We start from the raw sequence: 11,532 nt of genomic DNA, 5'->3' as shown, positions 1-11,532 counted from the left end.
CGACCACGGTCCCGGGCCGTCGTGGATCGCGCGGCCAAGGCCGAAAACGAACGCACCGTCACCATCCGTCCCGCCCCCGACACCATGACCTACCTGACCGCGCTGCTACCGGTGGCCCAGGGAGTGTCGGTCTACGCGGCGCTTCGCCGCCAGGCCGACACCCGCTGCGACGGGCGCTCGCGCGGACAAGTGATGGCCGACACGCTGGTCGAACGGGTCACCGGCCGCGACCCGGCGGTTCCCGTTCCGGTCGCGGTCAACCTGGTCCTCTCCGACGAAACGCTGCTCGGCGGCGACAACACCCCCGCCGAAATCCGCGGCTACGGCCCCATCCCAGCGGCCGTCGCCCGCGCCATGGTCACCACCGCGGTCACCGACCGACGCTCCCGGGCCACACTGCGCAGGCTCTACACCCACCCCCAAGCCGGGGCTCTAGTGGCCATGGAATCACGGGCACGGCTCTCCCCACGCGGCCTGGCCAACTTCATCGAATCACGAGACCAACGCTGCCGCACCCCCTACTGCGACGCCCCCATCCGCCACCGCGACCACGCCCAACCCTGGGCCCACGGCGGCCCCACCAGCGCGGACAACGGCCTCGGCCTGTGCGAACGCTGCAACTACACGAAAGAGAGCGCCGGCTGGCGGGTCAGCGCGAGTATCGATGACACCCACACCCACACCGCCGAATTCACCACGCCAACGGGCACAACCTACCGATCAACGGCCCCACCACGCGCACCCACAATCGCCTTCAGCCGCATCGAACTACGAATCGGCGTCGCACTGGCGAAGCACGCCGCATAGGGGCTTTCAGGCGGGACGGGCATCTCGCCACGGCCTGGCCTCAGCCCAGGAACGCGTTGACGGCCGCGGCGAGGTCGGGAGACGCCGACGTGGCGAGGTTCTGGTAGCCCCCGCCGCTGAGCTGGGCGACGGCCTCCCACGTGGCGCGGTCCGGGTCGGCACCGAAGTCGATGACGTTGACCGCGATCGGTTTGGCCGGGTCGGCGCTTTTGCGGATGAAACCCTGCAGCCCGGGCCCGTCCAGCGTTTGGTCGGTGTGCGGCCCCGCCGTGATCACCAGTATCGAATTCGTTTGGCCGGCACGGTAGTTCGCCTGGATGTCCTGGTAGAGCATGCGCAGCGTGGTGAACGACACGGCGCCCCCGCCCGACGAATACTGCTTGTCCAGCGCGGCCGTCAGCGCCGCCGAGCGCAACTGGCCGTTAACCGGGTCGGCCAGCGGTCCGTTCGGCACCTCGGAGCGCCCCTCGTGGCCGTCGAAGGTCCACAGCCCCACGGCGGCGGTCGGCGGCAGCGCCTTGATCTTGTCCTCGAGCGCGCCGATCACGTTGGCCAGCCGCGTCTTTCCGCCCTCCTGGGTGGGCAGCGACTGGTCGAGCATGATGGTCGCGGCGAGCCCGCTCGACGGGGCGGCCATGGCCTCGGCGAGCGTGGCGCGCACGCCGTCGTCACCCACCGACAGCGTCGACGGCAGGGCCGCGAAACCGGTGACCGGGCTGCTCGGCGGCTTGACCCCGCTGACCCGGAAGCCGGCCTTGGCGAGCTGCGCCAGTTGCTCGGACTTGTGCATGAAACGGCCGAACTCGCTGGCCGCCGACGTCTGCTCCTGCGTCAGCCACGAGCCGCGCAGCAGCACCGTGGGGTAGTCGGCGACCGGCGCCGGCCCGGGCGGCAGCCAGGAAGCCAGCGTGCCCTTCGCGTCCGGCAGCGACTGGCCGCGCTGGAACAGCTGCTGCTCGGTGGTGATCACCGCGTGCACCGGGGCCGTCGCCGCGTCACCGGGCTTGAGCAGGGTGTTCAACGCCTCGGTCAGCGAGTTGTCCGCCAGCTTGGGTTGTGCGCTCAGCAACGTGCGCACGGCGCCGGTGCCCTGGGTCGTCGGCGCGCCGGCGGGCACCGACGCGGCCGCCACCGCCTCGCCGGCCAGGAACGACGCGTCACCGTTGCCGCTCATCGGCAGCGCCAGTCGCAGCGATCCCCACGCCGGCAAGTTCAACCCGGCCAAGGCGTTCGGGTTGGTTTGCAGGCCCGGCAGGGCCGCCCAGTTCTGGTTGCCCAGGGCGTGCGCGAGTTCCGGCCGGACAGCGAGCAGCACCGGCGACGTCACCAGCGAACGGCTCTCCGTGATCGCCTTCTGGGCCGTCGCCGCGGCCAGCCGCGCCACGGAGACCGAGCTGCCCGGGATCCACAGTGCGGGCTGGCCGCCCAGTTCGGCCGGCCACTTGCCGATGAAGCCGCCGAGTACCGCGTCGGCGTTGGCCGCCTTGACGCTCACCACCATGCAGTGGTCGCCGATGGGGCCGGCCGAGGAGTTGTAGCTTTCGGCGAACTGCTGCACCGGGTCCGCGATCGACGGGTCGGCAACGACGGCGACCGTCTCCTTGCCTCCCACGCAGCGCACGGCGGCGTTGTGCGAGCGGTGGGATAGCGCGTCACCGAAGAAGCTCCACAGGATCACGGCGCCGACCACCACGACAACCGTGACGAGGGCGACGATCACGCCGATGCTGACCCCCCGGCGCCCGCCCTCGCTGCGATGGCCGCCCCGCCAATCGCCGAGTCCCCGGTGCCCGGCACGGAACAAAGACGGCGGCTCCGGGCTCGCGGGGGCCCCCCGCCGGGGCGGAAAATCCGGGTACTCGTCGTCGGGGTCCTGGGCCGCCTCGTCGGCCCGGTACGGATCGTCGGCCGGGTATTCGTCGGAGGGCTCGTCGCCGGAATCCTGCGGGCCGGGCATGCTGTGCCTACCCATACCGGTGCCCGCCGCCTTTCCGTCGAACGCTCACGCGACCTGTCATGCGCTCGGCGCAGATTCTAGTCATCGCCCGCATTACCGCATGTCAAGCCGGTTTCAGTCACCGGCGACGCGGGCCTTGAACTCGCGCCGGCGCCGATGCAGGATCGGCTCGGTGTAGCCGTTGGGCTGCCGCGTTCCCGACAGGATCAGCTCCTGGGCCGCCAAAAAGGCGATGCTGTCGTCGAAGTCGGGCGCCATCGGCCGGTATGCCGCGTCGTCGGCGTTCTGCCGGTCCACCATCGGGGCCATCCGTTCCAGGCTGGCGCGGACGTCCTCGGCGGTGATGACGCCGTGCCGCAGCCAGTTGGCCAGCAGCTGGCTGGAGATCCGCAGCGTGGCGCGGTCCTCCATAAGCGCCACGTTGTGGATGTCGGGAACCTTCGAGGACCCGACGCCCTGGTCGATCCAGCGCACCACGTAGCCGAGGATGGACTGGCAGTTGTTGTCGACCTCCTCGCGGATCTCCTCGGGCGCCCAGGCGAGCTCCTTGGCCAGCGGAATGGTCAGCAGCTGCTCGATCGTCGCCCGCTTCTTGCCGGCCAGCTCCTGCTGCACCGCGGCCACGTCCACCTGGTGGTAGTGCAGCGCGTGCAGGGTGGCCGCGGTCGGCGAGGGCACCCAGGCGGTGCTGGCGCCGGCGCGCGGCTGGCCGATCTTCTGCTCGACCATGTCGGCCATCAGCTCCGTCATGGTCCACATGCCCTTGCCGATCTGGGCGTGACCGGCGAAGCCGGCCGCCAGGCCGACGTCGACGTTGTTGTCCTCGTAGCCCAGAATCCACGGCTGGCTCTTCATGGTGCCCTTGCGCACCACCGGGCCGGCCTCCATCGAGGTGTGGATCTCGTCGCCGGTGCGGTCCAGGAAGCCGGTGTTAATAAAAACGACACGATCCGCTACCGCCTTGATGCACGCCTTCAGGTTGACGGTCGTGCGCCGCTCCTCGTCCATGACGCCGACCTTGAGGGTGGTCTGCGGCAGGCCGAGGACGTCCTCGACCCGGCTGAACAGCTCGGCGGTGAACGCCACCTCGTCGGGGCCGTGCATCTTGGGCTTGACGATGTAGATCGACCCGGTGCGGCCGTTGGCCAGCGGGCCGTTGGTCCCATCGTTGTCCGAGCCGGCCTTGAGCCCGTGGACGGCGCACAGGCCGGTGAACAGCGCGTCCTGAATGCCCTCGAAAACCTCGTTGCCGTCAGCATCGACGATGGCGTCGTTGGTCATCAGGTGGCCGACGTTGCGGACGAACAGCAGCGCGCGCCCGGGCAGCACGAGCTCGCCGCCGTCGGGGGTGGTGTAGTGGCGGTCGGAGTTGAGCACCCGGGTGAACGTCTTGCCGTCCTTGTCCACCTCGGCGGCCAGGTCGCCCCTGTTCAGGCCCAGCCAGTTGCGGTAGGCGCGGGTTTTGTCGTCGGCGTCGACGGCGGCCACGGCGTCCTCGAAGTCGATGATCGTGGTGACCGCCGACTCGAGGACGACGTCCTTGATCCCGGCGCGGTCGGTCCTGCCGATCGGCGACTCCGGGTCGATCAGGATCTCGATGTGCAGGCCGTGGTTGATCAGCAGCACCGACCAGTTGGGGGACCCGAGCTCTCCGGTGTAGCCGACGAACTTCTCCGGGTCGGCCAGGCCGACGGATCCGTCGTCGGTCGCGACCTTCAGCCGGCCGTCTTCGACGCTGAGTCCCGTTGCGTCGGCCCACGATCCGGATTCGAGGGGCGCCGCCTCATCGAGGAATGTGCGGGCGTAGGCGATCACCCTGTCGCCGCGGACCTTGTTGTAGCCGGCGCCCTGTTCGGCGCCGTCGCTCTCCGAGATGACGTCGGTGCCGTAGAGGGCGTCGTAGAGCGAGCCCCAGCGGGCGTTGGCCGCGTTGAGCGCGAACCGCGCGTTGGTCACCGGCACCACCAGCTGGGGGCCGGCCGTCGTGGTGATCTCGGGGTCGACGCCCGACGTGGTGATGGTGAAGTCGTCGGGTTCGGGTAACAGGTAGCCGATCTCGGTGAGGAACGCACGGTAGGCCTCCGGGTCGATCGGCTCGATCACCCGGTGCCGGTGCCACTTGTCGATCTGGGCCTGCAGCTCGTCGCGGCGGTTCAGCAAATCCTGGTTCTGCGGGGTGAGGTCGGCGACGACTTTGTCGACGCCCGCCCAGAAGGCGTCCGGGTCGATGTCGGTGCCGGGCAGGGCCTCGTTGTTGACGAAGTCGTAGAGCACTCGAGCCACGCGCAAGTTCCCCACCGACACGCGATCAGTCATGTTTCTCCTCCGTAACGGCCAGGTAGAGCCTCTACGGCCCCCTCCGCCCTCCTGCGCTTTCTTCACGGGTGGCCGTTGGAGATCATACGGGCTCCGTGCGGCCCCGACCGGCGGCCAGTCGCGCTACGCGTCGCGCATGGCGCCGACCAGGTCCTCGACCAGATCCTCCATCGCCACCATGGCAACTACGCCGCCACCCTCACCACTAGCACCACCGCCGTCGGTGACCAGGGCCAGGTGGCTGTTGCTGCGGCGCATCCGCGACAGGGCGTCGGCCAGCGGCAGCGAGTCGGGAACGCGCGGCAGCGGCCGCACCAGCGCCGGGTCGATCACCGTCTGGGGGTCGGCGCCGAGCGCCAGCACGTCCTTGATATGCAGGTAGCCGAGGAACTTCCCGTCGAGGTCGACGACGGGAAAGCGCGAGTAACCGGTCCGGGCCAGGGCCTGTTCGACCGCGCCGACCGTCGGCCCGGAGCCCGCCGCGGCCACCGGCACCGCCCGAATGTCGGCGACCGGCCGCGCGACGTCGCCGACCACGCGGGTGCGAATCTGCAGCGCCCGGGTCAGCCTGGTGTGCTCCTCGGGGTCCAGCAGCCCCTCGGACACCGATTCGGAGATCAGCTCGCTGAGCTGCGCGGTGGAGACCGTGGCGTCGAGTTCCTCCTTGGGCTCGACGCGCAGCGCGCGCAGCACGACGTTGGCGCACCGGTTGTAGAACGCGATGAACGGCCGGGCGGCGCGCACGTAGGCCAGGTACGGCGGTACCAGCAGCATCGCGGTGCGCTCCGGGCCGGCCAGCGCGATGTTCTTCGGCACCATCTCGCCCAGCAGCACGTGCAGGGTCACCACGATCGCCAGCGCGATCGCCAGCGACAGCGTGTGCACCAGCGCCGGGTGCATGCCGGCCAGGCCGAGCGTCGTCCGCAGCAGGTCGGCCACCGCGGCCTCGCCGATTCGGCCGAGCAGCAGCGAGGCGACCGTCACGCCCAGCTGGGCGCCGGCCAGCATGGCCGGGAGCTGCTCGCCCGCCCGGATGACCGTGACGGCCCTCGCCTTGCCCTGCTCGGCCAGCGCCTGGAGGCGGTCGCGGCGGGCCGAGATCAGCGAGAATTCGGCGCCGACGAAGAAGGCGTTCACCCCGATGAGCAGGATCGCGAGCAGCACGCCCAGGGTCGGGTCCATCAGGTTCATCAGTGGCCCCGCCCCGCGGGGGTCTCGGTGCGGCTGCCCAGTTGGGTCAGCTCGAGCAGGTCGATCCGGCGACCGTCCATCCGGACCACCGTCGCCCGCCAGCGCGCCGAGGTGTCCGGCAGGCCGTCGGGGTCCAACGCGGTCAGCTCGACCGTCTCCCCGGCCACCGGGATGTGGCCCAGTTCGCGGAGCACCAGCCCGCCGATCGTCTCGTACGGCCCTTCGGGCGCGCGGTATCCGATGGCGGTGGCCACCTCGTCGATGCGCAGCAGGCCCGATACCCGCCAGCCGCTGCCGGCCGCGATCACGTCCGGCGTGGCGTCGTCGTGCTCGTCGCGGACGTCGCCCACGATCTCCTCGATCACATCCTCGACGGTCACCATGCCCGCCGTGCCGCCGTATTCGTCGACGACCATCGCGGTTTGGAGGCTGTTGGCCCGGATCTCGGCCATCACCGCGTCGCCGTCCAGGGTCGACGGCACCACCGGAACGGGTTGCGCGAGCGTGGTCAGCGGGGTGTGCGCCCGGTCGGCCGGCGGGACCGCGAACACCTGCTTGACGTGCACGATCCCGACGGTCTCGTCGAGGTCGCCGTCGACGATGGGGAACCGCGAGAAGCCGGACTCGGCGGCCGCGGCAATCAGGTCGGCGACGGTGTCGTCGGTCTGCAGCGCCACGATCTTCGACCGGGGCGTCATCAGCTCCTCGGCGGTCAGGGTGCCGAACTGCAGCGATCGCCGCACCAGGGCGGCGGTGGCGGCGTCCAGGGTGCCGCTGCGCGCCGAGGTGCGCACCAGCGACAGCAGCTCCTGCGGCGACCGGGCCGAGCGCAGCTCCTCGGCCGGCTCGATGCCCAGCTCGCGAACGATCCAGTTGGCCGCGCCGTTCGTCAACCGGATGGCGGGGGTGAACAGCAGCGAGAACAGCAGTTGAACGCCCGCGACGGCGCGAGCGGTCGACAGCGGGCGGGCCACGGCGAGGTATTTCGGGACCAGCTCACCGAACACCATCGACACCGACGTGACGATCACCAGCACCAGGAACGTGACGATCCCGTCGGCCAGCCGGTCCGGTATTCCGATCGCGCCCAGCGCCGGACGCGGCAGGTCGGCCACCATCGGCTCGGTGAGGTAGCCGGTCGCCAGCGTGGTGGTGGAGATTCCCAATTGGGCGCCCGACAGCTGAAACGACAGCCGTTGCTGGGCGCGCCGGATGAAGCGGTCTCGGCGCGCACCGCCGCGGGCGTTGGCCTCCACGATGCTGCGGTCCAGGGCGGTCAGCGAGAACTCGGCGGCGACGAAGACCCCGTTGCCGAAGATGAGCAGCGCGATGGCCAGGACGCTGGCCACGGTGACGGCGATGTTCATGGGTCAGGCCGCCGCGTCGCCGATTCGCGCTGGCCGCCTCGCCGGGGGAGGCTCCGCATCGGGCGGCTCATCGGATCGCCGCTGCGCCCGGAAGCCGATGGCCTCCACGGGTGCCTGCGGCACGTCGATCCTTTCGCTGCCTGGTACCTGAGCGGACACGATCGCTTCCGTATTCGGTGCCCTCATCCGTATTTGGTGCCCTATGGTATCCCCGGCCCGCGGGAACAGGTGGCCGGCCGTGACCCCCCCAGCCCCAATATGGGTTGCCTAACCTTACTCCGACGGCTTCGGTAGGCTTTGCGCACTATGCGCGATTCGCCGACGCCGGTCCTTCCGCGTGAGCGCTTCGACGTGTCCGGGGCGGCGCGGCGTCTTGGCCGGCCACCGACCCCCTCGCTCGACCCACCGTACGGCCTGCGCGTCGCCGAGCGCGCGGACGCGGAGCTGGTGTCCGAATGGATGAACCGCCCGCATCTCGCCGCGGCCTGGGAATACGCCTGGTCGCCGTCGCGGTGGCGGCAACATCTGGGCGCGCAACTCGACGGAACCTATTCGCTGCCCCTGATCGGAAGCATGCGGGGCACGGACCGCGCGTACCTTGAATTATATTGGGCCGCAAAGGATTTGATTTCTCATCATTACGACGCCGACCCCTACGACCTGGGGTTGCACGCGGCGATCGCCGACGCGCCGTTGGTCAACCGGGGCTTCGGCCCGCTGCTGGCGCCGCGGATCGTCGCCAGCGTCTTTGCCATCGAGCCGCGCTGCCGTCGGGTCATGTTCGACCCCGATCACCGCAACGCCGCCGCCCGCCGGCTGTGCGAGTACGTCGGATGCACGTTCCTCGGCGAGCACGACACGGCGAACCGGCGCATGGCGCTCTACGCGTTCGAGCGTCCCATCACCGCCGCATAGCCGTCGTGATCGGGCGTCATCCCGGCGGCCACCAACTCCCACAGCACCTCGTCGGTGCCGCCGCCGACGCGGGCGAGTTTCATGTCGCGCCACCACTGGCCCAGCGGCGTTTCGTCGACGAGGTAGCCCGCCCCGCCGAAGAGGTGCATGCACTCCGAGATCACTTCCTCGCCGAGCCGGGCCGCCGTCACCTTGACGCCCGCCGCCGCGCGAAGATCCAGCCGCCCCTGGGCCGCGATCCCGTACAGCGCGTGCCGCAGCAGGTCGACGCGGGCCTGCAGGTCCGCGATCCGAAGCCGCAGCGCCTGGTGTTCGAAGAGCGTGTTGCCGAACTGGCGCCGCGTCATCATGCGGGCCAGGGTGATCCCGATCGCGCGCTGGCACGACGCCGCGACCTGCCCGGCGATCGACATGCGCTCATGGGCCAGCCCCCAGCTGATCGCGGCCAGCCCGGTGCCGGCCCGCGCGACCAGCGCATCGGCGGGTACCCAGGTGTCGATATGGACGGCGGCGGTGTCCAACGGGCCGGCGCCGACCTTGCGGTAGGGCGTCCGCACGCTGACCTGGGCGGTCGGCACGGCCACCAGCGCGACGTTGCCGTGCTTGCTGGCCGGGTCGTGGTCGACGCTGCGCGCCACGACGATGATGTGGTCGGCGATGGGGGACAGGGACACGAACTTCTTGATCCCCCGGACATCGAAACCGCCGTCGCGGGAACGCATCTCGGTTTCGACGATCTGCAGATCGGAGCCGCCGGATTCCTCCGAGGCCCCGATGCACAGCACCGCGTCGCCGCGGATCGCCCGCTCGCAGATGTCCCGCAGGTAGTCCGACTTGCCGAACCGGCGCAGGATGGCGATCGCCGAGTCGTGCAGGCTCACGCCCACACCGATGCCGGCCGAGGCCAGCCGGCCCAGCGCGAAAGCGAGTTCGATCAGCTTGCCGACGTCGGGGTGGGGACCCGTCGACCATTTCTCGCTGAAGACGCCGGACGCCCCCAGGTGTGCGATCAGTTCGCGCGGAAAGCGTTGCCGCGCTTCGGCTTCGGCCGTCCATGCCGTGACCCGTTCGTCGAAAGCCGCGCGGAGAAGGGCGCGGTAGCCGTCGTCCATCAGTCCACCGCCTCCAATGAGCGCCGCACTTCCAGGCGGCGCAGTTTGCCCGACGACGTGCGGGGCAGCGACCCCGGCGCCATGAAGACGACGTCGGACGGGACGACGCCGCACACGGACGCGACGCGCTCGATCACCTCGGCGCGGGCGTCCCTTTCGTTCGGTCCCCGGAATTCGGCGGCGACGACGAGGCCGGGGCGCGCGGAGCGGTCGCCGGTTCCCAGGGCGACCACGGCGCCCTCGCGCACCCCCCGCACTTGGGCCGCGACCAGCTCGATCTCCGACGGAAAGATGTTTCGGCCCGCGATCGAGATCACTTCCTTCGCCCGGCCGCACACCACCAGGCCGTCCTCCCCGAGGAACCCGAGGTCGCCGGTCGGAAACCAGTCCCCGCGATCGACGGGTTGGCCGCCGAGGTAGCCGTCCATCATGGACGCGCCGCGAATCTCGATCTCGCCGACCTCGGACCGCGCGTCGTCGCTCGTCGAGATCCGGATTTCCGTTCCGGGGAGCGGGTGCCCCAGGACGGCGTGCCGATGCGCGCCGGCTCGGTCGGTGACATGGTCGGTGACGTGGTCGAAGCGGAGCCCGGTGCCTGGCGCCGGCACGGTGACGGCGCACGTCGCCTCGGCGAGCCCGTAGGACGGGGCGGCGGCCCCGGCGTCGAACCCGAACGGGGCCATGGCTTCGGCGAACCGTTCGAACCCGGCGCAGTCGATCGGCTCCCCGCCGTTGAGCGCAACCCGCAGGCCGCCGAGGTCCACCCCGGAGACGCGCCGGGCGTACTTACCGATGACGCTGTAGGCGAAATTGGGCGCGACGGTGATCGTCGCGCGGCTCTCCGAGAGCCAGCTCAACCAGCGAAACGGCGACGCGGTGAACGCCGGGGTGGGAGCCAGCCACATCGGCGCCCCGGTCAACGCCCCGGCGAGCAGAAAGGTCAGGCCCATGTCGTGGTAGAGCGGCAGCCACGAGCACCCGACGTCGACAGACGTGTCCACGGCCAGGCGCTGATTGAGCCCGCGCAGGTTGGCCAGCACGGCGCGCGGCGACAGCACGGCCGTTTTGGGGACGCCGGTCGATCCCGCGGTTCCCTGCAGGATGGCGGCGCCGTCGGCTTCGACGGGCGCGGCCAGCCGCGACGGGCCGGTGTGCGCCGCGGTGGCGAGGTCGTCGACGGCCACGCCGGGCGGATCGACCGATCGCAGCTCGTCGAGGTAGGAGCCCTGGCACAGGACGGTCCGCACCCCGATCCCGGCGAAGCGGGTCAGCGTCGCGTGGGCCCATCGCCGGCTTTCGGCGCCGCGCACCGGCCCGGGCAGGATCGACACGCTCGCGCCGGCGAGCCAGGCGCCCTGGATCGCGGCGACGAACTCCAGCGTCGGCTCGCCGACCAGGCCGACGGCGGCGGGCCGGCCGCGGTCGAGGAGCCAGGCCGCGATGCTCTCGGCCAGCCCCTGCACTTCGGGCCACGGGTGGCGGCGCCACGCCAGGGCCTCGCGGTCGAGGAGGATCAGGTCGCCGGTCGCGGTCCGCATCGAGCGAGTGAGCGCCGCCGCGAGCTCACTCATCGCGGTACTTGGCGGCTATCGCGGTTTCGAGGTCGCCGACCGTGTCGCAGGTCAAGAGCTCCTCTTCGGACAGGGTGACGCCGAGCCGCTCTTCGATCGCCACCATTCCGACCGCGAACGCCACGGAGTCCAGCCCGACGTCGTCGACCAGCCTGGCCTCTCGGGTAATCCGGGTGACGTCGACGTTGAGGTCGTCGCGCAGGATGCTCAGCAGCGCCGAGCTGACGATCGAGGGGGATGCGGTCATGGCGCAGTACGCTAACACCACATAGTTAGGCTAGGCTACCCTGCTGCAC

General features: G+C 70.7%; 8 protein-coding genes and 1 pseudogene. 2 read left to right on the top strand and 7 right to left on the bottom strand.

The features are described 5' to 3' along the window. Positions 1-12: 12 nt before the first annotated feature. Positions 13-807, top strand: a pseudogene (locus tag G6N25_RS21260) (HNH endonuclease); the annotation flags it as partial. Positions 808-847: 40 nt separating this feature from the next. Here the strand turns inward: G6N25_RS21260 and G6N25_RS21255 are convergent. The 4 genes from G6N25_RS21255 to G6N25_RS21240 form a co-directional block, all read right to left on the bottom strand. Beyond that, complete coding sequence (locus tag G6N25_RS21255; RefSeq protein WP_083075892.1) at positions 848-2,779, bottom strand: hypothetical protein; 1,932 nt, start codon at positions 2,777-2,779, stop codon at positions 848-850. A gap of 99 nt (positions 2,780-2,878) precedes the next feature. Then, entirely contained in the window at positions 2,879-5,080 is a 2,202-nt protein-coding gene (locus G6N25_RS21250) for a malate synthase G (protein WP_083075894.1), read from the bottom strand. 123 nt (positions 5,081-5,203) lie between these two features. Then, the gene (locus G6N25_RS21245; RefSeq protein WP_083075913.1) at positions 5,204-6,262 is read right to left on the bottom strand and encodes a hemolysin family protein; all 1,059 of its coding nucleotides are present in this window, start codon (positions 6,260-6,262) and stop codon (positions 5,204-5,206) included. Between the two features lie 8 nt (positions 6,263-6,270). Next, entirely contained in the window at positions 6,271-7,638 is a 1,368-nt protein-coding gene (locus G6N25_RS21240) for a hemolysin family protein (protein WP_083075896.1), read from the bottom strand. Positions 7,639-7,944: 306 nt separating this feature from the next. Here G6N25_RS21240 and G6N25_RS21235 point away from each other — a divergent pair, with 306 nt between their 5' ends. Next, positions 7,945-8,553: a GNAT family N-acetyltransferase gene (locus G6N25_RS21235; protein ID WP_083075899.1), complete on the top strand. Its 609-nt coding sequence runs from the start codon at positions 7,945-7,947 to the stop codon at positions 8,551-8,553. Here the strand turns inward: G6N25_RS21235 and mbtN are convergent. The 3 genes from mbtN to G6N25_RS21220 are packed head-to-tail and all read right to left on the bottom strand — an operon-like array spanning position 8,520 to position 11,483. After that, positions 8,520-9,665 (bottom strand): mycobactin biosynthesis acyl-ACP dehydrogenase MbtN, encoded by a 1,146-nt coding sequence (gene mbtN / locus G6N25_RS21230; protein WP_083075900.1) that lies wholly within the window; start codon positions 9,663-9,665, stop codon positions 8,520-8,522. The genes G6N25_RS21235 and mbtN overlap by 34 nt on opposite strands. Beyond that, on the bottom strand, positions 9,665-11,236 hold the full coding sequence (gene mbtM / locus G6N25_RS21225) for a long-chain-fatty acid--ACP ligase MbtM (protein ID WP_083075902.1): 1,572 nt from the start codon (positions 11,234-11,236) through the stop codon (positions 9,665-9,667). The genes mbtN and mbtM overlap by 1 nt, the downstream gene beginning before the upstream one ends. Continuing rightward, complete coding sequence (locus G6N25_RS21220; RefSeq protein WP_083075903.1) at positions 11,229-11,483, bottom strand: acyl carrier protein; 255 nt, start codon at positions 11,481-11,483, stop codon at positions 11,229-11,231. The genes mbtM and G6N25_RS21220 overlap by 8 nt, the downstream gene beginning before the upstream one ends. Positions 11,484-11,532 lie beyond the last annotated feature (49 nt).

The sequence above is a fragment of the Mycobacterium heidelbergense genome (assembly GCF_010730745.1).
In the GTDB taxonomy this organism is placed as follows: Bacteria; Actinomycetota; Actinomycetes; order Mycobacteriales; family Mycobacteriaceae; genus Mycobacterium; species Mycobacterium heidelbergense.
Note: the sequence above shows the minus strand (reverse complement) of the source record. Positions and strands in the feature narration are given on the sequence as shown.

What these genes read in the sequence shown, in the direction of transcription:
- G6N25_RS21255 (WP_083075892.1), bottom strand. Translation starts at nt 2,779, where the DNA reads ATGGGTAGGCACAGCATGCCCGGCCCGCAGGATTCCGGCGACGAGCCC.
- G6N25_RS21250 (WP_083075894.1), bottom strand. Translation starts at nt 5,080, where the DNA reads ATGACTGATCGCGTGTCGGTGGGGAACTTGCGCGTGGCTCGAGTGCTC.
- G6N25_RS21245 (WP_083075913.1), bottom strand. Translation starts at nt 6,262, where the DNA reads ATGGACCCGACCCTGGGCGTGCTGCTCGCGATCCTGCTCATCGGGGTG.
- G6N25_RS21240 (WP_083075896.1), bottom strand. Translation starts at nt 7,638, where the DNA reads ATGAACATCGCCGTCACCGTGGCCAGCGTCCTGGCCATCGCGCTGCTC.
- G6N25_RS21235 (WP_083075899.1), top strand. Translation starts at nt 7,945, where the DNA reads ATGCGCGATTCGCCGACGCCGGTCCTTCCGCGTGAGCGCTTCGACGTG.
- mbtN (WP_083075900.1), bottom strand. Translation starts at nt 9,665, where the DNA reads ATGGACGACGGCTACCGCGCCCTTCTCCGCGCGGCTTTCGACGAACGG.
- mbtM (WP_083075902.1), bottom strand. Translation starts at nt 11,236, where the DNA reads ATGAGTGAGCTCGCGGCGGCGCTCACTCGCTCGATGCGGACCGCGACC.
- G6N25_RS21220 (WP_083075903.1), bottom strand. Translation starts at nt 11,483, where the DNA reads ATGACCGCATCCCCCTCGATCGTCAGCTCGGCGCTGCTGAGCATCCTG.